This window comes from Streptomyces sp. NPDC051567, from assembly GCF_044454165.1.
Lineage (GTDB): Bacteria > Actinomycetota > Actinomycetes > Streptomycetales > Streptomycetaceae > Streptomyces.
Genome location: NZ_JBITDK010000018.1, coordinates 36888 through 57600, shown reverse-complemented (window position 1 = coordinate 57600; position 20713 = coordinate 36888). Strand labels below are relative to the sequence as shown.

At 72.1% G+C, this 20713-nt stretch carries 13 protein-coding genes; 9 read left to right on the top strand and 4 right to left on the bottom strand.

Annotated features, from left to right (window positions below):
• Positions 1–4 precede the first annotated feature (4 nt).
• Complete coding sequence (locus tag ACIA5F_RS20310; protein WP_399354842.1) at positions 5–1201, bottom strand: cytochrome P450; 1197 nt, start codon at positions 1199–1201, stop codon at positions 5–7.
• Between the two features lie 403 nt (positions 1202–1604).
• Between ACIA5F_RS20310 and ACIA5F_RS20305 the strand changes: the two genes are divergently transcribed.
• From ACIA5F_RS20305 to ACIA5F_RS20270, 8 genes are all read left to right on the top strand, one after another.
• Positions 1605–2414, top strand: coding sequence for a sterol desaturase family protein (locus ACIA5F_RS20305; RefSeq protein WP_399354993.1), 810 nt, complete (start codon positions 1605–1607; stop codon positions 2412–2414).
• 66 nt (positions 2415–2480) lie between these two features.
• Positions 2481–11825 (top strand): amino acid adenylation domain-containing protein, encoded by a 9345-nt coding sequence (locus ACIA5F_RS20300; protein ID WP_399354840.1) that lies wholly within the window; start codon positions 2481–2483, stop codon positions 11823–11825.
• A complete protein-coding gene (locus ACIA5F_RS20295) occupies positions 11812–13527 on the top strand; it encodes a phytoene desaturase family protein (protein ID WP_399354839.1) in 1716 nt (571 codons plus the stop codon). The genes ACIA5F_RS20300 and ACIA5F_RS20295 overlap by 14 nt, the downstream gene beginning before the upstream one ends.
• Before the next feature lie 44 nt (positions 13528–13571).
• Positions 13572–15221 carry a phytoene desaturase family protein gene (locus tag ACIA5F_RS20290; RefSeq protein ID WP_399354991.1) on the top strand — a complete coding sequence of 550 codons (1650 nt, stop codon included), beginning with the start codon at positions 13572–13574 and terminating at the stop codon, positions 15219–15221.
• A 17-nt stretch (positions 15222–15238) separates the two neighbouring features.
• Positions 15239–16294 carry an MDR family NADP-dependent oxidoreductase gene (locus ACIA5F_RS20285; protein WP_399354837.1) on the top strand — a complete coding sequence of 352 codons (1056 nt, stop codon included), beginning with the start codon at positions 15239–15241 and terminating at the stop codon, positions 16292–16294.
• A gap of 60 nt (positions 16295–16354) precedes the next feature.
• Positions 16355–16843, top strand: coding sequence for a peroxiredoxin (locus ACIA5F_RS20280; protein WP_399354835.1), 489 nt, complete (start codon positions 16355–16357; stop codon positions 16841–16843).
• 170 nt (positions 16844–17013) lie between these two features.
• Positions 17014–17235, top strand: coding sequence for a hypothetical protein (locus ACIA5F_RS20275; RefSeq protein WP_399354833.1), 222 nt, complete (start codon positions 17014–17016; stop codon positions 17233–17235).
• Between the two features lie 167 nt (positions 17236–17402).
• The gene (locus ACIA5F_RS20270; protein WP_399354831.1) at positions 17403–17561 is read left to right on the top strand and encodes a hypothetical protein; all 159 of its coding nucleotides are present in this window, start codon (positions 17403–17405) and stop codon (positions 17559–17561) included.
• On the opposite strand, the gene ACIA5F_RS20265 is transcribed toward ACIA5F_RS20270, so the two are convergent.
• From ACIA5F_RS20265 to ACIA5F_RS20255, 3 genes are all read right to left on the bottom strand, one after another.
• On the bottom strand, positions 17548–18051 hold the full coding sequence (locus ACIA5F_RS20265; protein WP_399354829.1) for an FBP domain-containing protein: 504 nt from the start codon (positions 18049–18051) through the stop codon (positions 17548–17550). The genes ACIA5F_RS20270 and ACIA5F_RS20265 overlap by 14 nt on opposite strands.
• A 112-nt stretch (positions 18052–18163) precedes the next feature.
• Complete coding sequence (locus tag ACIA5F_RS20260) at positions 18164–18940, bottom strand: SDR family NAD(P)-dependent oxidoreductase (RefSeq protein ID WP_399354827.1); 777 nt, start codon at positions 18938–18940, stop codon at positions 18164–18166.
• Between the two features lie 99 nt (positions 18941–19039).
• Positions 19040–19492, bottom strand: a complete 453-nt coding sequence (locus ACIA5F_RS20255) for a GNAT family N-acetyltransferase (protein WP_399354825.1) — start codon at positions 19490–19492, stop codon at positions 19040–19042.
• A gap of 395 nt (positions 19493–19887) precedes the next feature.
• Between ACIA5F_RS20255 and fabG the strand changes: the two genes are divergently transcribed.
• On the top strand, positions 19888–20679 hold the full coding sequence (gene fabG, locus ACIA5F_RS20250) for a 3-oxoacyl-ACP reductase FabG (RefSeq protein ID WP_399354823.1): 792 nt from the start codon (positions 19888–19890) through the stop codon (positions 20677–20679).
• The last annotated feature ends 34 nt before the right edge of the window (positions 20680–20713 follow it).

The following is a 20713-nucleotide window of genomic DNA, read 5'->3' as shown; positions in this document are numbered from 1 at the left end:
CTGCTCACCAGGCCGCGCCCAGCCGCTCCGGGCTGCGCGTGGTGGAGCCCAGCTGCCAGGCGATGGACTCCACCGGCTCGGTGAGCCGCAGCTCCGGGAACCGGGCGGCGATGCCGCGCAGCGCGAGGCGCATCTCCATCCGGATCAGCCTGGCGCCCAGGCAGTGGTGCGGACCCGCGCCGAAGGCCATGCTGGCCGCCTCCAGCGGGGCGAAGAGGTCGCCGGTGGGTTCGCCGGGGAAGACGCTCCGGTCGCGGTTGGCGCTGCCGAAGCTGACGGCGACGACCGAGCCGGCCGCGATGGACACCCCGCCGATCTCCACGTCCTCGACGGCCCGGCGGGTACTGCTCTCCTCGTCGCCGAGCGGGATGGCGTGGAGCAGCCGCTCGGTCGCCAGCGCCGCCGCCCCGTCGTCGGCCAGCCGGGACCAGGCGTCCCGCCGTTCCCCCAGCAGGTACACCAGGGAGTTGCCGAGCATTCCGGTCGTGCTCTCGTTGCCGCTCGACGCCAGGCCGCAGACCAGGTGGACCAGTTGCTCCTCGGGGATGGCGCCGTCCTCGTCCGCCGCCCGCACCAGCCGGCCGACCAGGTCCTCCCCGGGCGCGCGCCGCCGCTCGGCGATCAGCCCCGCCGCGAACCCGGCGAACTCCTCCAGGACCGCGGCGACCTCCTCGGCGGGCCGGTCCTCCGCGAGGACGTACCCGGTCCAGTGGCCCAGCCGCTCCGCGTCCAGCCCTTCCAGACCCATCAGCCGGCTGGTCACGGCGAACGGCAGCGGCCGGGTGAACGAGGCGACCAGGTCCGCCGGCGGGCCCGCGGCCTCCATCGTGTCCAGCACCTGTTCGACGGCGGAGGCCACCCAGGGCTCCCAGCCCGCGACGGCGCGCGGGGTGAAGGCGCTCTGCACGGTGCGGCGCAGCCGCCGGTGGCCTTCGCCGTCCTGGTTGAAGATCGAGGCCGGGCTGGTGGCCACGTCCGCCGCGTCGCCCAGTACCGGGGCGTCCGGGGCCAGCAGCTCCGCCCGGCTGAACCTGGGGTCGGTCAGCACCTGCCGGGCCTCCTGGTAGCGGGTGATCAGCCAGGCGGGTGTGCCGTTCGGCAGGGTGGTCGGCCGGGGCGGGCCCACCTCGGCGTAGGTCAGCCGGTGCAGGGGCGGCAGCCGCCGGTCGCGGACAGCCTCTTCCTCGATCGTGAAGGACATGACACCTCCAGGCCCGTTGGCGCTGCGGCGGGCGGCGGCAGCGGTCGACGCCACCATAGGCACGGGCGCCGGGGCGCCGGGGCCGAACCGCCGCCATGAACGCCCCCGGAACACCCGATCGAATACAGGGCCGAATGCGTGACCGAATATTCGGCCGTTCGGCCCTGAAATATCCATTATGAATAAATGACAAAAGTATCGCGTCGTTTATCGGACTTGTTTCGGATATCACGCCGATTGGCCCTGTGGCCGTCGAATTCCGCTAACATCCGAAAGATCTCTGCGGGGAGGCGACAGAACAGGTGCGGGAGGATTCCAGGTGTGGCGGGACATCGTTCATGATCCGAAGATCCTATGGTTCCCGCTCCTGCGCCGGGCCGGTTATCCGGTGCTGCTCCTGGCCATGGTCGCCACGGTCGTGGCGACACTGCGCCATTCCTACGACCCCGGGCGGGTCAGCCCGTTGTTCCTCATCGGGACCATGTCCTACCTCGCGGTACTGGAACGGCTGATCCCCCACCGGCCCGACTGGCACCCCAGCCCCCGCGAACTGGGCTGGTACTCGGCCCACTTCCTGCTGACCATGGCGGGGGGCGCGCTGGCCCAGGTGCTCGTCTCGTCCGTCGTCTCCACCCTCTCGCCGCCCCGGCCGGCGCTCCCGCTCTGGGCCGAGATCCCGCTGGCCCTGCTCACCGGCTCCCTGGCCGGATACCTGGTGCACCGGTGGTCCCACCACAACCGCTGGCTGTGGCGGCTGCACGGCGTGCACCACGTGCCGGAAAAGGTGAACGTCGCCAACAACGGCGTCAACCACGTCCTCGACGTACTCCTCGCCCAGGCCGCCGTCCAGTTCTCCCTGGCGTTCGTCGGATTCTCCCGGGAGTCGGTCTTCGCCGTCGGGATGTTCGTCCTCGTCCAGGGATATTTCGTCCACGCGAACATCGACGTCCGCATCGGCCGGCTCAACCACCTCGTCGTCAGCCCCGAGCAGCACCGGCTGCACCACAGCACCGACCTCTCCGAGGCCGGTCACTTCAGCTCGGACCTGCCGCTCTGGGACCACGTGTTCGGCAGCTTCACCTGGCGTCCCGGCCGGGTCCCGGAGACGGTCGGCCTGCAGGACCCGGCCGCCTTCCCGGGGACCGGCGCCGTCGTCGCCAGCCTGCTCCACCCCTGGCGCCCCACCGCGAAGGCCGGCGGACCACCCGCCTGACCTGCCCGGCGTCGCGCACGCACCCCCCTGACTCGCCCCAGGGCGCCACGACACACGGATTGGACCATGACGGATTCCCCCAACACGGCCTTCGCCGACCGGATCGCGATCATCGGAATCGGCTGCCGCCTGCCCGGCAACGCCAGCGACCACCGGACGTTCTGGCGGAACCTGGTCGACGGCCGGGACTGCCTCACACCCACCCCCGCCGACCGCTACGACTTCGCGACGCTCGGCAGCCGCGACAAGGCCACACCCGGCCGGATGGTCGGCGGCCGGGGCGGATACATCGACGGTTTCGACGAGTTCGACCCGGCCTTCTTCGGGATCAGCCCGCGCGAGGCGGGCCACATGGACCCGCAACAGCGCAAACTGCTGGAAGTGGCCTGGGAGGCCCTGGAGGACGGCGGACAGAACCCCGCCGAGCTCGCGGGACGCGAGGTCGGTGTCTTCATCGGCGCCTTCACCCTGGACTACAAGATCCTCCAGTTCGCCGACCTCGGGTTCGAGTCGCTGGCCGCGCACACCGCCACCGGCACCATGATGACGATGGTCTCGAACCGCATCTCGCACTGCTTCGACTTCCGCGGCCCCAGCATCTCCCTCGACACCGCCTGCAGCTCCTCCCTGGTCGCCGTCCACCTGGCCCGCCAGAGCCTGCTGCGCGGCGAGAGCGACCTCGCCCTGGCCGGGGGCACGCTGCTGCACATGGCGCCGCAGTACACCATCGCCGAGACCAAGGGCGGCTTCCTCTCCGCCACGGGCCGCTCCCGGGCCTTCGACGCCTCGGCCGACGGCTACGTCCGCGCCGAGGGCGTCGGCGTCGTGGTGCTCAAGCGGCTGTCGGACGCACTGCGCGACGGCGACCCGGTCCACGCGGTGGTGACCGGCTCCGGAGTCAACCAGGACGGCCGGACCAACGGCATCACCGTGCCCAGCCCGGACGCCCAGGCCACCCTGATCGAACGGGTCTGCGCCGAAGCGGGCATCACCCCCGGCAGCCTCCAGTACGTGGAGGCGCACGGCACCTCGACCCCGGTCGGCGACCCGATCGAGGCCGCCGCGCTGGGACGGGTGCTGTCCATCGGCCGCGCACCCGGCGCCCCCTGCTACGTCGGCTCCGTCAAGTCGAACATCGGGCACACCGAGTCCGCCGCGGGCATCGCCGGGCTGATCAAGACCGCGCTCGCCCTCGAACACCGCCGCATCCCCGCACACATCAACCTGGAACGGCTCAACCCCGGCATCGACGCCACCGCGCTCCCGTACGAGATCCCCACCCGGACCGTGGACTGGCCCGAGCACGAGGGCCCGGCACGGGCCGGGGTCAACTCGTTCGGCTTCGGCGGCACCAACGCGCACGTCCTGCTGGAGGAGGCCCCCGTACGCGAGGCGCCCGCCCGGACCGTACCGCCCGCCCGCACACCGGCCTGCACGATCCTGCCGCTGAGCGCCCGCGACCCCGCCGCGCTGCCCGAACTCGCCGCGGGCATCAGGCGGGAACTCGCCGGAACCCACGGCGCGCCCGTCCCGCTCGCCGACCTCGGCCACACACTGGCCCACCGGCGCCAGCACCACGAACACCGCCTCTCGGTGGTCTACTCCCCGGGCTCGCCGCAGTCGCTCGACGAGGCCCTCGCCGCGTTCGAGCGGGGCGAACCGCACCCCCGGGTCCTGGAGGGCCGGTGGCGCGAGCGCGGACAACGGCGGCTCACCTGGGTCTTCACCGGCATGGGGCCGCAGTGGTGGGGCATGGGACGCGGACTCTTCGAGAGCGAACCCGTCTACCGCGAGGCGGTCGAGCAGTGCGACCGCGAGATCCGGCGACAGGCCGGCTGGTCCCTCGTCGCCGAACTCTCCGCAGCCGAGTCCGCCTCGCGGATGGCGCGGACCTGGCTCGCGCAGCCCGCCAACTTCGCCGTGCAGACCGGCCTGGCCGCGCTCTGGCGCAGCCGAGGCGTCCGCCCCGACGCGATCGTCGGCCACAGCACGGGCGAGGTCGCGGCCTTCCACGAGGCCGGGGTCTACAGCCTCCAGGACGCGGTACGGATCGTGCTGCACCGCAGCCGGCTCCAGCAGCGGCTGGCCGGTACCGGCGCCATGCTCGCGGTCGGCCTCTCGGAGGCCGAGGCGACCCGCCTGATCCGCCCCCACCGCGACAAGGTGTCGGTGGCCGCCGCCAACAGCCCCGCCACCACCACACTCTCGGGCGACCGGGACACCCTGCTGCTGCTCGCCGCCGAACTGGAACGGGAACAGGTCTTCGCCAAGCTCCTGACCGTCGAGGTGCCCTACCACAGCGTCCGGATGGACCCGATCCGCGACGAACTCCTCACCGCGCTCGCGGACCTCAAGGCCGAACCCGCCCGGGTACCGCTGTACACGACGGCGCGGGAGGGCGTCGCACGCGGCACCGAACTGGACGCCGCCTACTGGTGGCAGAACGTCCGCCACCCGGTCCGGTTCCGGGCGGCGGTCGACCGGCTGATCGACGACGGCCACCAGCTGTTCCTGGAGATCGGCCCGCACCCCGTGCTCGGCCACGCGATCGGCGAATGCCTGAGCAGCAGGGGAGCCGAAGGCCGGGCGTTCGCCTCGATCCGCCGCCAGGAGGACGAGCCGCAGCAGTTCACCCGCTCACTGGCCGCCCTCCACAGCCTCGGGGCCGACCTGGCCTGGGAGGTGCTCCAGCCCGAGGGCCGACCGGTACCGCTGCCGCGCTACCCGTTCCGGCGGGACCGGTACTGGGTGGAGCCCGCCGCGGTGGAACAGATCCGCCTCGGCCGGCTCGACCACCCCCTCCTCGGCCGCCGGATGGCGACCGCCCGGCCCGTCTGGGAGGCCCTCCTCGACACCGAGCGGCTGCCCTACCTCGCCGACCACCGCATCCAGGACAACGTGGTCTTCCCGGCGGCGGGCTACCTGGAGATGGCCGTGCAGGCGGTCCGCTCGCTGACCGGCGGGAGCGAGGCGACCCTGGCCGGCATCGAACTGCACAAGGCGCTCTTCCTCTCCGGGACCGAGCCCAGCAGGGTCCAGCTCTCCTTCGACCCGGCGACCGCCGGGTTCACCGTCGCCACCACCGGGGACACCCCCACCGTCCACGCGACCGGCACCGCGCACACCGGCCGGCGCCGTCCTTGCGGCCCACCTCTGGACACCGGGGCGGTCCGCGCCCGCAGCGGGCGCCACCTCGACCGGACCGGCTGCTACCGGGCCCTGGCGGAGCTGGGGTACGACTACGGCCCGGAGTTCCAGGGCATCGAGGAGGTGTGGATCGGCCCCGGCGAGGCCCTGGCCAAGATCGCCCCCGCCGCGCTGTCCGCCGAGGACGCGGCCGGCAGCCACGTCCACCCGGTGCTGCTCGACGCCTGCTTCCAGACCCTGCTGACGCCCCAGCTCCTGACGGACCGGGGGACCGGCGGCGTCCGCCTGCCGCTCTCGATCGAGGAGGTGTCTCTCGCCCCGGCCGGCGACCGGGTCCTCTGGGCGCACGCCACGGTCTCGCACCGCGACGACGAGGCGCTGACCGGCGACATCGCCCTGTACACCGACGACGGCACACCGCTCGGCCGGATCACCGGCTTCCGCGCCGTCGACGTCGAACAGGCGTCGGCCTCGGTCGGTACCGCCACGATCGACGGCTGGCTGGCCGAACCGGTCTGGATCGACCGGCCGCTGGAACCCTCCGGAGCCGCCCCGCCGGACCGCCTGCTGGTCCTCGCCGACACCGGCGGCGTCGCCGACGAACTCGCGGCGCTGGTGGACTCGCGCGGCGGGACCTGCCACCTGGTCCGTCCGGGCGAGGAGTACCGCCGCGGGGACCGGAGCTCGACGGTCCGCCCCGGCTCCGCCGCCGACCTCCGCCGCCTCCTCGCCGACCACGACGCCCCCTTCGACGCGGTCCTGCACCTGTGGAACCTGGACCTGCCCCCGCTCGACGCGACCGACCGGGACGGGATCGGCCACCACAACAGCGTCGGCGCCTACTCCCTGGTCACCCTCGCCCAGGTACTGCCCCCGGCCTGCCCCGGCGCCCGGCTCCACATCGTCACCCGCTCCACCCAGGCGGTGGCCGACGGCGAGCACGTCGAACCGCTGGGCGCGCCCGCCTGGGGCGTCGGACGGGTCCTGTGGCAGCAGGAACTGACCGCCCACCGGGGCAAGCTGATCGACCTGGAGGCGGCCGACGGCACGGACCGGACCGCCCGCCGGGCCGAGGCCGAGGCCCTGCTGCGCGAACTCCCCGACACCGGCGAGGAGGAGATCGCCCTGCGCGGCGGCCGTCGCCTCACCAGCCGGCTCCGCCCGCCCACCGGCCTCAGCCGCCCCCTGCCGCCCCGGCTGCGGCCCGACGGCAGCTACCTGGTGACCGGCGCGTTCGGCGCGCTCGGCCGGCTGCTCTGCCGCACCCTGGTCAAGCGCGGCGCGCGCCGGCTGATCCTGGTCGGCCGGGCCCCGGTGCCCGAACGGGAGCAGTGGGGGACCACCGACCCGCAGAGCCCGGCCGGACGGCGGGTGGCCTTCGTCAAGGAACTGGAGGCACTCGGCGCCCAGCCGATCCCGGCCGCCCTGGACATCACCGACGAGGTGGCCCTGACGGACTGGCTGGCCCGGTACCGGCAGCGCCAGCTCCCGCCGATCACCGGCGTCTTCCACCTCGCCGGCCAGGTCAGGGACGCGACCGTCCCCGAGATGGACCGCGAGACCTTCGACGCCGGGTACGACCCCAAGGTGATCGGCGCCTGGCTGCTCCACCGCCACCTGCGGGACGAACCGCTCGACCACTTCGTCCTGTTCGCCTCCATCGCCTCCCTCCTCACCACCGCCGGACAGACCAACTACGCCGCGGGCAACGCCTTCCTGGACGCGCTGGCCCACCACCGCCGGGCCCGGGGACTGCCCGCCCTCAGCCTGGACTGGGGCCCCTGGGCCACCGGCATGATCGAAGAGCTCGGCCTCATCGACCACTACCGCAACGCCCGGGGCATGAGCTCGCTCTCGCCCGAGGCGGGCATGGCCGTCCTGGAACGGGTGCTCGGACAGGACCGGGCCCAGCTCCTGGTCGCCACGATCACCGACTGGCCGGTCTTCCTGGCCTGGTACCCCGCCCCGCCGCCCCTCGTCGCCGAACTGGCCGCGGCCTGCGAGGACCGCCCGGCCGACCGGGAGGGCGGGTTCCTCCAGACCTTCGCCGAGGCCGACGAGGAGACCCGCCGGCAGGGGCTGACCGGCCACTTCACCGCACTGGCCGCCGGTGTCCTGCGGGTCCCGGCCGACCGGGTCGACCCGGCGGAGAGCCTCGGCGCCCTGGGGCTCGACTCCCTCCTGGCGATGGAGCTGCGGGCCCGGGTCCACACCGAACTCGGTGTCGCCCTGCCCGTGGTGGCCCTGCTGAGCAACACCCCGGTCCACGGGCTGGTCGCGCAGCTGTACGACGGCCTGAGCACGCTCCTGGACCGGGCCGAGGAGGAGGAGGGCCCCCGCGGCGAGCTGCACACCGACGAGGACCGCTACCCGCTGACGCACAACCAGAAAGCGCTGTGGTTCCTCAAGCAGCTCAACCCGGACGCCTTCGCCTACAACATCGGCGGCGCGGTGGAGGTCCGCACCGCACTCGACCCGGAACTGCTGTTCACCGCCTTCCGCACCCTGGTCGAACGGCACCCCTCGCTACGCGCCAACTTCGTCCTGGAGGACGGCCGGCCGGTACAGCGGATCGACGGCCGGGTCCGCGCCGAGACCCGGCTCCACGAGGTCGAGGGGCAGGAGTGGGAGACTGTCCACCGGATGATCGTCCACGAGTACCGCAGGCCGTACGACCTGGAACGGGACCCCCTGGTCCGCCTCCACCTGTTCCGGCGCGGCCCGGACCGCTGGGTGATCATGAAGGCGGTCCACCACATCGTCTCGGACGCGATCTCCACCTTCACCTTCATCGAGGAGCTGTTCACGCTCTACGAGGGCGCGCGCCAGGGACACCCCGTCGAACTCCCGCCCGTCCCCGCCCGCTACCTCGACTTCCTCAACTGGCAGAACGGGTTCCTGGCCGGCCCCGACGCGCGCCGGATGCTCGACTACTGGCAGGAACACCTGCCGGCCGAGGTACCGGTCCTCAGCCTGCCCACCGACAAGCCGCGCCCGCCCGTGCAGACGCACAACGGCGCGTCCGAGTTCTTCCTGCTCGACGCCGAGCTGGGCGCCCGCGTCCACGCACTGGCCCGCGAGCACAACGTCACCCTGTTCACCGTGCTGCTGAGCGCCTACTACCTGCTGCTGCACCGCTACTCCGGACAGGACGACATCGTCGTCGGCAGCCCGGTCACCGGCCGGACCCAGGAGGAGTTCGCCTCCACCTACGGCTACTTCGTCAACCCGCTGCCCCTCCACGTCGGCCTGGCGGACCGCCCCTCGGTCGCCGGACTCCTCGGCCGGGTGCGCGACACGGTGCTGGGCGGGCTCGACAACCAGGAGTACCCGTTCGTCCTGCTGGTCGAACGGCTCGGCCTCCAGCACGACCCCAGCCGCTCGGCCGTCTTCCAGGCCATGTTCATCCTGCTCACCCACAAGGTGGCCACCGAGCAGTACGGCTACCAGCTGGAGTACATCGAACTCCCCGAGGAGGAAGGGCAGTTCGACCTCACGCTGTCCGCCTACGAGGACCGTGCGGACGGCCTCTTCCACTGCGTGTTCAAGTACAACACCGACCTCTTCCTCCCGGACACCGTCCGCCGGATGACCTCGCACTACCTCACCCTGCTGGACGAGCTGACCCGCGCGCCCGCCACGGAACCCGCCACCGCGCTGGAGCTCCTCGGCGCCGGTGAGCGCCGCCGGATTCTCGGCGAGTGGAGCGGGGCGGACCGCCGGACCCCCGCCGGGCCGCCCGTCCACGAGCTGATCGGCCGGATCGCCGCCGAACACCCCGAGGCGGTCGCCGTCGCGGCCCCCTCGCGCACGGGCGCCACCCGGCGGACGACCTACGGCGCACTCGACCGCGACTCCCGCCGGGCCGCCCGGCGGCTGCGCAGGCTGGGGGTCGGCGCCGGCTCGGCCGTCGCGCTCTGCCTGGAGAAGTCACCGGAACTGATCACCACGATCCTGGCGGTCCTCCGGGCCGGCGCCAGCTACGTGCCGCTGGACCCCGGCCACCCGGCCGACCGCCTCGCCTACATGGCCGGCCACGCGGGCGCCGTCCTCCTCGTCACCGACCACGACCGGCCGGAACTGGCCGGCCTCGCCCCCACCGTCCTCACCCTGGACGCCCTGTACCGGGACGAGACCACCGACGCCGACGCCGACACCGACGCCGACGCCGCCGAAGACGCTGACCCGCAGAGCGTCGTCGGCCCGGACGCCCCGGCCTACGTCATCTACACCTCCGGCTCCGCCGGGCACCCCAAGGCCGTCCAGGTCAGCCACGGCAGCCTCGCCTCCGTGTACGCCGCCTGGCACCAGGAGTACCGCCTCGGCCACGACGCCCGGGTCCACCTCCAGATGGCCGGCGTCTCCTTCGACGTCTTCACCGGCGACCTGGTCCGCGCGCTCTGCTCCGGCGGCACCCTGGTCCTCGCCGACCGGGACCTCCTGTTCGACACGGCGGCCCTGTACCGCACCATGCTGACCGAACGGGTCGACTGCGGCGAGTTCGTCCCGGCCGTCGTCCGCGGCCTGATGAACCACTGCGAGCAGGGCGGCGTCCGCCTGGACTTCCTGCGCCTGCTGATCGTCGGCTCCGACACCTGGAAGGTCGAGGAGTACCAGCGACTGCGCGGCCTCTGCGGGCCGCGGACCCGGCTGGTCAACTCCTACGGCCTCACCGAGGCCACCATCGACAGCACCTACTTCGAAGGCTCCGTGGACGGGCTCGAACCCGGCCGGATGGTCCCCATCGGCCGCCCGTTCCCCAACAGCACCGTGTACATCCTGGACGAGAACGGCGAACCGGTGCCCCCCGGCGTACGGGGCGAGATCTGGATCGGCGGCGCGGGCGTCGCGACCCGCTACCTCGGCGACCCCGTCCAGACGGCGGAGCGCTTCACCACCCGCGTGCTCGACGGCGAGCCGCTGCGCCTCTACCGCACCGGGGACCTGGCGCGGTGGGACGCCGACGGCGTGGTGCACCTGCTCGGCCGCGCCGACAGCCAGGTCAAGATCCGCGGCCACCGCATCGAGACGGGCGAGATCGAGTCCCAGCTGGCCCGCCGCCCCGACATCGACCAGGTCTGCGTGACGGTCCGCCGGGACCACGGCCCGGAAGGCGTGCTGTGCGCCTACTGCGTCCCGGCCGCCGGAGCCGTGCTCGACCCGCGCGCACTGCGCAGGCACCTCGGCGAGTCCCTGCCGTCCTTCATGATCCCGGCGTACTTCACCGACCTGACCGCACTGCCCCTGACCCCCAACGGCAAGGTGGACACCGCGGCGCTGCCCGCTCCCCGCCCCGACGCGGGCGCGGTCGCGTACGAACCCCCGGTGACGCTCTACGAGAAGCGGACGGCCGCGTACTGGCAGTCCCTGACCGGCCTGGAACGCCCCGGCCTGCAGGACGACTTCTTCGCGGTGGGCGGCAGCTCCGTCAAACTGATCGAACTGATCCACCACCTGCGGACCGAGTTCGGTGTCAGCGTCCCGGTCAGCCTGCTGTTCCGGGCCACCACCCTGCGCGCGATGGCCCGCGCGGTCGAGGAGACCGTCACCGGCCGGACCGCCGACGCCCGGCCCTACCTCAGCTTCGACGCGGCGGCGGCCGACGGCCGGACCGTCTTCTGCTTCCCCCCGGCGGGCGGCCACGGACTGGTCTACCGCCAGCTCGCCGCCCACCTGCCCGAGTACCGGCTGATCGCCTTCAACTACCTGACCGGGGAGGACAAGGTGGCCCGCTACGCCGACCTGGTCGAGTCCCTCCCCGGCGACGGCCCGTGCCTGCTCCTGGGCTACTCCCTCGGCGGGAACCTCGCCTTCGAGGTGGCCAAGGAACTCGAACGCCGGGCACACGAGGTCTCCGGGGTGGTCATCATGGACTCGTACCGGATCTCCGAGGCGTACGCGCTCACCGACGAACACGTCGACGGCTTCGAACGCGAACTCCGGGAACACCTGCACCGGCACACCGGCTCCGACATCGTGGCCCGCGAGACGCTCGAACAGGCCCGGGAGTACCTCGGGTTCTGCAGCCGTACCCCCAACCTCGGCACGGTCAGCGCCCCGGTGACCGTGATCTCGGACCGGGACAAGAAGGCCCGCTACGAGCAGGGCGAGCCCGGCACCTGGCACGGCAGCTCCACCACCCGGACGATCCTGCTGCACGGCTTCGGCACCCACGCCGAGATGCTCGACCAGGAGTACGCCAGGCTCAACGCGGACCTCTCGCGCGGCGTCCTGTCCGGAGGCGGTACACGTGAGCGGGCGTGAGAACGGACCCGACTGGAGCGCCCGCGACCGCGCGCCGGGCGCCAGGCCCAGGGTCATCGTCATCGGCGCCGGCGTCGCGGGCATGGCCACAGGCTGCTACGCCCAGATGAGCGGCATGGAGACCCGCGTCTTCGAGAAGCACGTACTGCCGGGCGGCTGCTGCACCGCCTGGTCGCGCGAGGGCTACCTCTTCGACTACTGCATCGAATGGCTGATCGGCACGGCCGAGGGGAACAACGCCCACCGGATCTGGCGCGAGCTCGGCGCGCTCGACGGGAAGACGATCGCCAACTTCGACCTGTTCAACCGGGTCGTGGACGTGGACGGCCGGTCCGTCACCTTCTACAACGACCCGGACCGGCTGGAACACCACCTGCTGGAACTCTCCCCGGCCGACGCGCGCCAGATCCGCTCCTTCTGCCGCGACCTGAGGCGGTTCACCGCCCTCGACCTGCACCCCTTCCTGACGCCCCCGCCGCTGAAGACCGTACGGGAGCGGGCCGAGATGCTGCGGACCGTCCTCCCGGCGTTCCGGCTGCTGTGGCGGACGGCGGCCACCCCCATGCAGACCTTCGCCGACCGCTTCCAGGACCCCCTGCTGCGCCGGGCGTTCCGCAACATCTTCTTCCAGGACCCCGAGGGCTTCCCGCTGCTGCCCTACCTGTTCAACATGGCCGCCGCGCACAACCTCAACGCGGGCTTCCCCCAGGGCGGATCGCTCGGCCTCTCCCGGTCGATCGAGAACCGGTACACCTCGCTGGGCGGCGTCATCGGCTACCGCTCCCGGGTCGAACGGATTCTGGTCGAGGACGGCCGCGCCGTCGGGGTGGAGCTGCGGCGCGGGGAGCGGCACTACGCCGACCACGTCGTGGCCGCCTGCGACGGCCCCACCACCGTCCACCGCCTCCTCGGAGGCCGGTACACCGGCCCCCGGATCGACCGGCTCTACCAGGAGATCCTGGACCGGCCCGGCGCCCTCTTCCCGGCCGTGGTCTCGGTCTTCGTCGCGGTGGACGGCGAGAGCGGTGGCACGGACCCGCACAGCACGACGTACCTGCTCTCCGCCGAACAGGGCGCCGAACTGCCCGGCGCCCTCCAGAACAGCCTGGTGGTGCAGTTGCGCTCACGCTACTCGGACGGGTTCGCGCCCCCGGGCAAGTCCGTCCTGCACTGCACCTACTTCAGCGACTACGACTACTGGCGCGCCCTGCGCGACCGCGACCGCCGTGCGTACCGGGCACGCAAACAGCAGGCGGCCCGGTTCGTCCGGGACTTCCTGGAACAGCGCTATCCGGGCATCGGCGCGCGCATCGACCTGGTGGAGGTCGCCTCACCGACCACCACCGAGCGCTACACCGGCAACAGCCGCGGCTCCATCCTCGCCTGGAAGGCGTTCTCGGAGGCGGACGACGTGGCGGCCGAGTTCGTCAACAAGGACCGGATGCGGCTGCCCGGCCTGAGCGGCTTCTCGATGGCCGGACACTGGGCGGGCCTCGGGGGCCTGATCAGGGCCGCGTCCACCGGCCGGTTCGCCGTCCAGTACCTCTGCGAGGAACTGGGCATGCCGTTCCGCGCCTGGGAGAGCGCCGGCGAGGAGCCCTGGCACAGCGGCAAGCTGGGCACCCTTCCACAGCTCGACCGCCGCTCCGCACGGGCGGACCGGAAACCGGCGACACCCGCCCCGGGGAGGACACCCGCATGACCAGTGCCGCAAAGACCAGGGAAACCGGGCAGGCCAGGCAAACGATGGTCATCATCGGCGGCGGCCTCGGCGGCCTCTCGACGGGCTGCTACGCGCAGATGAACGGCTACCGGACGACGATCGTGGAGATGCACGAGTTCCCCGGAGGCTGCTGCACCTCCTGGGACCGCGGCGACTTCACCTTCGACTGCTGCATCAGCTGGCTGCTCGGCTGCGGCCCCGGCAACGAGATGCACCAGATCTGGCTGGAACTCGGCGCGCTCCAGGGCAAACAGGTACGTCACTTCGACGTGTTCAACATCGTCCGTGACCGCGACGGCCGGGAGGTGCGCTTCTACTCCGACCCCGACCGGCTCGAAGCCCACCTGACCGGCATCTCCCCGCAGGACGCCCGCCTGATCCGGCAGTTCTGCTCCGGCCTGCGCGCGTTCCGCCGGTGCCTGACGCGCTACCCCTTCCTCACCCCGGTCGCCCTGATGCCGGCGCGCGAGCGCTGGCGGATGCTGGCGGGATTCGTCCCGTACTTCAACACCATCCGCCGCTCGCTCGCCACGCTGATGACCGACTACTCCGCGAAGTTCCGCCACCCGCTGCTGCGCGAGGCGTTCAACTACATCCTCTACGAGAAGCACGCGGCCTTCCCGGTGCTGCCGTTCTACTTCCAGCTGGCCTCGCACGCGAACCTCTCGGCCGGGGTCCCCGAGGGCGGCTCCCTCGGCCTGGCCCGCTCGATCGAACAGCGCTACCTGCGCCTCGGCGGGGAGATCCGCTACAACGCCAAGGCGCAGGAGGTACTGGTCGAGAACGACCGCGCCGTCGGCGTACGCCTCAGCGACGGCCGGGAAGTACGCGCCGACATCGTGGTGTCCGCCTGCGACGGGCACACCACCGTGATGAAACTGCTCAAGGGCCGCTACCTGGACGAGAGCTACCGCGAGCTCTACACCGAGACCATCGACGAACCCGGAATGGTCTTTCCCGGCTACGTCACGGTCTTCCTCGGCCTGCGCCGCCCCTTCGCGGCGGGCGCGCCCTGCACCACGCACCTGCTGGACGAGGAACGGGCCGCCGAGCTGATCGGCATCCGCCACCCCAGCGTCAACGTCCAGTTCCGCAGCGCCCACTACCCCGAACTGTCACCGCCCGGCTCCACGGTCGTCTACGTGAGCTACTTCAGCGACATCGCCCCCTGGCGCGCCCTGAGCACCGGCCCGGAACAGTCCAGCCGGCCGCGCCGGGGCGAGGAGCTGCACACCCTGCCGGTCGGCCGCGGACGCGAGTACCAGCGGGCCAAACGCCGGGTCCGCGACACCCTCGTCGACCTGCTGGACGAGCGCTACCCGGGGCTCAGGGACGCGGTCTCGGTACGGGACGTGTCCACCCCGCTCACCCAGGTCCGCTACACCGGCAACTACGACGGCACCGTGCTCGGCTGGCAGCCGTTCGTGGCGGGCGGCGAGAACATGGAGAAGCTGATCAAACGCGACGGTCCCGTCCTGCCCGGCCTGCGCGACTTCTACCTCTCCGGCGTCTGGGCCACGACCGGCGGCCTGATCCGCGCCGCGGCGGCCGGAAGACACGTCATGCACTTCGTCTGCCGGGACGACGGCAAGAAGTTCACCGCGCACATCGACGAGAGCGCCCCGCCGCCGACCCAGGTCGTCGTCCCCGTCCCCGTGGCATCGTCCCCGTGAAGGAGTCAGGAACGCCCATGAAGATCTCGAAATGGGTGGTACGGGAACACCTCGAAGGCACCCCCGACGCCTCCCGCATCTACCAGCGCGTGGACGACGAGGTGGACGTCGTCCTCAAGGACGACGAGATGCTGTTCAGGACGCGTTACGTCTCGGTGGACCCCTACCTTCAGGGCATCGCCCTCGACACCCCCCTCGGCGGCCACATGGGCGCCGACTCGGTCATGGAGGTCCTGGAGGCCGGACCGGAGGCCGCCTTCGCCGTGGGCGACCTGGTCCAGGGGTTCGGCGGCTGGCGCACCCACCTCGTCGGCAACGGCGCGCCCTCGCTGTGGCAGACAGGGACCTTCCCCATGGTCTTCCCCGCCTACCGCCGGCTCTCCCCGGGCCACTACGACGACGTGCTGCCGCTGTCCACCGCCCTCGGCGTCCTGGGCGGGCCGGGCATGACCGCCTGGGGCACACTGACCAAGTTCATGACGGTGCAGCCCTGTGACACGGTGGTGGTCAGCGGCGCGGCGGGCGCGGTGGGTTCCCTCGTCGGCCAGCTCGCCAAACGCGCGGGGGCCCATGTGGTCGGCACCACCAGCTCCCCGGAGAAGGACTCCCACCTGCGGGACACGGGTTTCGACACGGTCGTCCTCTACCGCCACGGCGACGACGCCGACGACCTGCGGGACCTCCTGGCGAAAGCGGCCCCGTCCGGGATCGACCGCTACTTCGACTGCCTCGGCGGCACCGTCACGGACGTTGTGTTCCCGATGCTCAACGTGGGCAGCCAGGTGGCGGTCTGCTGGCAGTGGGCGACCCAGATCGGCAAGGAGCACACGGGGCCGCGCCTGCTGCCGTACATCATGTTCCCGCGCGCCACCATCCGCGGCATCTTCTCGCTGGAGTGGTTCACTGAGGAGAACTGGGAGGCGCTCCACACCGAGCTGGGAGGCATGGTCCGCCGGGGCGAGGTGACCTACCGTCAGACGGTCCACCGAGGCTTCGAGAACATCCCGGCCGCGTACCAGAGTCTCTACACCGAAGGCTCGGCCAACCGGGGCAAGGTCCTGGTCGAGCTCTGATCCCACCGGTCCACCCGGGTCCGGACCGGACCCGGGCCCGGCCCACGAAGGAGCAACAGGATGACCAAGGCACCGGAAGTCGGCTCCGCCGCACCGGAGTTCGCCCTTCCCGGAGTGCTGCTGGACGGGGACGTGGCCGACCGCCGCATCTACCGGACGGCGGACGCCGGGGGCAGCCCCCTCGTCCTCGTCTTCTACCCCGGCGACGACACCCTGGTCTGCACCCGCCAACTGTGCGCGTACACCTCCGGCCTGGACCGGTTCAAAGGGCTGGGGGCCGAGGTCTGGGGCATCAGCGGGCAGGACCTCGACAGCCACGAACGGTTCGCCCGCAAGCACGGCATCTCCTTCCCGCTGCTCGTCGACAGCGGGGAGACCGTGGCCGCGGCCTACGGCATCACGGCGCCCGGACTCGGGCTGCGCCGGTCGGTGTTCGTACTGGACGGCGAAGGCGTCGTCCGCTGGAGGCACGTCGCGCTGGTGGGCCTGACCTTCCGCTCCACCGACACCCTCGTGGAACAACTGGAGTTGCTGCGCGGCACGCGGTGAACGCCGGCGAACGCCGGTGAACGCAGGCCGGGGGAGCGACTGGTGAGGACCGGCTCCCCCAATGGTGTGAACTATCCGCTCATTTGGCATATACGGGGTTTCATCGGCTCCTCCGGAGGAGCATGCTGCACCTGGCAGAGATCATTTCCGTTTCTCGAAGGAGCATGTACATGCGTCTGCGTGCCGCGATCACCACCGGTGCCCTTGCCACCACCATCGTCCTGAGCGGCGCGAGTGCCGCGCTGGCCTACGGTGGGGACGGACACTCCCAGGGGGAATTCGGCCAGGTGGGGACCTGTAGCATCGCCGCCGGTGTTCCCGACCACATCGGTCCCCTCTTCATCGGAACCTGCTCGGACGCCACGTACGCCGAGTGGGACGTCACGAAGTAACCCTCCCGCAGCCGCCGCCCGGGGCCCGTACGTGGCGCCGCCCGCACCGGGCACCCGGACCGGCCCGCCGTGATCCGCGCCCTCCATGGCCCCACGGCCACGGGCACGGGCAGCACGGTCGGCGTGCGTGAGCCGTGCGACGCAGTGCCGCACGGGAGCGCCCCCTCGTGACCGGGAAGACCGGTCACGAGGGGGCGCTGTTCGTCAGGAACCGGCCGGCCCCGCCCCGCCTCGCCGTCACCCACTACGAGCGGTCACTCACCCTCGACCGCCGTGCCACCGGCTGCCCCGGCCCGCCGGGACCGGCGTCGCTCACCGTGAGGTGACCCTGGCCACGAAGGCGTCCAGGTTGCCCGTCATGCGCGCGAGGCGCTCGTCCAGGGTCAGGGACTCCTCGTACTGCCCGGTACGGAGCTTCGCCTGCCGTCTGCCCCGCACGTACAGGGGGCAGGCGAGGTCCGCGCAGACGTAGATGCCGACCGTGTTGCCCTGGCGGCCCGCGGCGCCCGCCAAGGGGGCGGCGAGCAGGGTGACCCCGGAGGACGCGTGACCCGTCAGACAGAGCTGGCACAGACTGGATTTCAGCACGCTGGTACGGCCCACGGAGGGCACCCGCAGGGAGATTCCCAGGGGGCCCCGCGCCCCGGGCAGCACGAGATGTGCCCGCAGCGGCGCGCCCGGGTCGACCCACCCCAGGAAATCGAGCTCCCCCCAGGGCAGCTCGGCGAAGCCGAGCGGCAGCCGCAGCCGCGCCGCCTCACCCTTGGTGCAGTTCACGAAGGACGAACGGATCTGTTTCTCACTGAGCGGTTCCACGGGCGCCGACTCTATGCGCACCCCGGTCGGACCGCACCCCGATATCGCCGTGACGGTGCGACCGTACGTACGGCCCCACGTCCCACGCCCGGCGCCGGTCCGGGGCGGGGTGTCAGTTGGCGAGCCGGCCGCCGTCGACGGCCAGGGTCGTACCGGTGATGTACGAGGCCCGGTCGGCGCACAGCCAGACGGCGGCCTCCGCGATCTCCCTGGCCTCCGCCAGGCGCTTGAGCATGGCCTTCCCCGCCATCGCGTCCTCCCGGGCCGGGTGGTCCTCGGCCAGCCAGCCCGCGACCATGTCGCTGCGGGTGGCGCCGGTGGCGAGCGCGTTGACGCGAATCCCGTGGGCCGCGTACTCCTTCGCCGCGGCCTTGGTCAGACCGATCACCGCGTGCTTGGCCGCGATGTAGGGGGAGCCTGCCGCGGTGGCGACGAGCCCGGCCGTACTGCTGTTGTTGACGATCGAGCCGCCGCCGGACTCCAGCATCGCGACCAGCTCGGGCCGCATGCAGTTCCACACCCCGCGCACGTTGACGTCCATGACGCTGTCGTACACCTCGTCGTCCATGAGGTGCATGGGGCCCGGGAAGGAGGCGAGGCCCGCGTTGTTGAAGGCCGCGTCCAGCCTCCCGTACGCCTCGACGGCGACGTCCACCGCACGGGCCGCGTCCTGGGAGCGGGTGACATCGGCGACCACGTACTGGGCCTGGTGGCCGGCTGCCGTCAACTCCGCCGTCAGCTCGGCGAGTTCACGCTCGCGGCGGGCCACCAGGGTGACGCGCGCACCCTCGCGGCAGAAGACGCGGGCGGCTGCGGCACCTATCCCGGTACTGGCGCCCGTGATGAATGCCGACTTACCGACAAGTACACCCGTGTTACTCTCCGTCATGCAGTGCGACAGTAGCACCGGTTGATCCCGCCCGCCCGGCCGGGCGTGTGCGGGGAGTTGGCTGATCTCCCTCGCCGGGCTCGCGATCCCGGCATCGGATCAGAGCTGGTACTTGAAGCCGACGTGCGATCCGACGAAGCCGAGCCGCTCGTAGAAGCGGTGGGCGTCCGGGCGGGCCGCGTCGGAGGTCAGCTGCACCAGCTGGCAGCCCTGGCGGCGGGACTCCTCGATCGCCCACTCGATCAGCTGCTGCCCGAGCCCCCGGCCGCGCTCCGAACCGTGCACGCGCACGCCCTCGATGACCGAACGGGTGCTGCCGCGGCGGGACAGACCGGCAATGACGCTCAGCTGGAGCGTGCCGACCAGCATGTCGCCACGCATGGCGACCATGAGGAACTGGTGGGGGTCGCTCTGCAACCGCTCGTACGCGACGAGGTACGGGCCCAGGTCGTCGGGAGACTCCCGAGCGGCCCCCAGGGCGTCGTCGGCCAGCATGGCCACGATGGCGGGGATGTCGTCCACGACAGCGGGCCGGATGTCGATATCGGTCATGCGGTGCATGGTATGCAGACACTTCCGTGCGCCCCCCCGCCCTCCTCCGACGAGCCCACCCCGCCGCCCGCCGCCGCCCCGCTTCCTGCCCGTACGCGAGCACAGCCGGTACACCGCCCCCGCTTGCCCCCGGCCGACACCTGCTGACGGACCCCGACGGCCGGACCGTCGACGTCCACGCGGTCTGATCAAGGCCCGGACCACCAGGCCGACCTCAACGGCGGTGTCGGACGCTTCGGCGCGCCCGTCACCTGCGGTTCAGCCCGTCCGCGCGCCATTGATCGTCGGGAACCGGCCGCCCGCGCACCGAACGCGGACCCGCGCTCTGCGCTTCCGCTAGCGTGCATCCCTGCACCGGCCGAGCGGTCGGTGCGTGCGACCGAGGAGCACGACGTATGACGTTCACACGCTGGGAGGGCCGGTCCGTCGTCGTGACCGGGGGGACGCGCGGCATCGGACACGGGATCGCCGAACTCTTCGCCCGGCAGGGCGCCGCCGTGCTGCTCACCGGACGGGACGAGGAGGCCGCTCGCGAGGTCGCGGGAGACCTCGCCCGCACCACCGGCGGCAAGGTCGCGGGGGTGGGCGTGGACCTGCGGACGCCGGAGGCGATCGAGAGGGTGGCCGCCGAGGCCGTACGCCTGCACGGGGGCATCGACGTACTCTGCGCCAACGCCGGGATCTTCCCGGAGAAATCCGTGCGCGAGATGACCGCCGCCGATGTGGACGAGGTGCTGGACGTCAACCTCCGGGGCAGCATCCTCGCCGTCCGCGCCTGCCTGCCGGCGATGGAGCGTGCCGGTCGCGGGCGGATCGTCCTCACCTCCTCGATCACCGGTCCCACCACGGGCTACGCGGGCTGGTCCCACTACGGGGCGAGCAAGGCGGGTCAGGTGGGTTTCCTGCGCGGCGCCGCCCTGGAGCTGGCGCCGTACGGCATCACCGTCAACGCCGTCCTGCCCGGCAACGTGCACACCGAGGGCCTTGTGGGGCTGGGCGAGGACTACCTGCGCGGCATGACGGCCTCGATCCCGCTGGGCCGCCTGGGCGAGACCTCGGACATCGCGCACGCGGTCCTCTTCCTCGCCTCCGACGAGGCCGCGTTCATCACCGGCCAGACCCTCACCGTGGACGGCGGCCAGACCCTGCCGGAGTCCCTGGGCGCCCTCGCCCCGCCCCGCCCGTGACCGGAGCCCGCCCGGCCCCGTTCACCCCGCCTCG

What these genes read in the sequence shown, in the direction of transcription:
- ACIA5F_RS20310 (WP_399354842.1), bottom strand. Translation starts at nt 1,201, where the DNA reads ATGTCCTTCACGATCGAGGAAGAGGCTGTCCGCGACCGGCGGCTGCCG.
- ACIA5F_RS20305 (WP_399354993.1), top strand. Translation starts at nt 1,605, where the DNA reads ATGGTCGCCACGGTCGTGGCGACACTGCGCCATTCCTACGACCCCGGG.
- ACIA5F_RS20300 (WP_399354840.1), top strand. Translation starts at nt 2,481, where the DNA reads ATGACGGATTCCCCCAACACGGCCTTCGCCGACCGGATCGCGATCATC.
- ACIA5F_RS20290 (WP_399354991.1), top strand. Translation starts at nt 13,572, where the DNA reads ATGGTCATCATCGGCGGCGGCCTCGGCGGCCTCTCGACGGGCTGCTAC.
- ACIA5F_RS20285 (WP_399354837.1), top strand. Translation starts at nt 15,239, where the DNA reads ATGAAGATCTCGAAATGGGTGGTACGGGAACACCTCGAAGGCACCCCC.
- ACIA5F_RS20280 (WP_399354835.1), top strand. Translation starts at nt 16,355, where the DNA reads ATGACCAAGGCACCGGAAGTCGGCTCCGCCGCACCGGAGTTCGCCCTT.
- ACIA5F_RS20275 (WP_399354833.1), top strand. Translation starts at nt 17,014, where the DNA reads ATGCGTCTGCGTGCCGCGATCACCACCGGTGCCCTTGCCACCACCATC.
- ACIA5F_RS20260 (WP_399354827.1), bottom strand. Translation starts at nt 18,940, where the DNA reads ATGACGGAGAGTAACACGGGTGTACTTGTCGGTAAGTCGGCATTCATC.
- ACIA5F_RS20255 (WP_399354825.1), bottom strand. Translation starts at nt 19,492, where the DNA reads ATGACCGATATCGACATCCGGCCCGCTGTCGTGGACGACATCCCCGCC.
- fabG (WP_399354823.1), top strand. Translation starts at nt 19,888, where the DNA reads ATGACGTTCACACGCTGGGAGGGCCGGTCCGTCGTCGTGACCGGGGGG.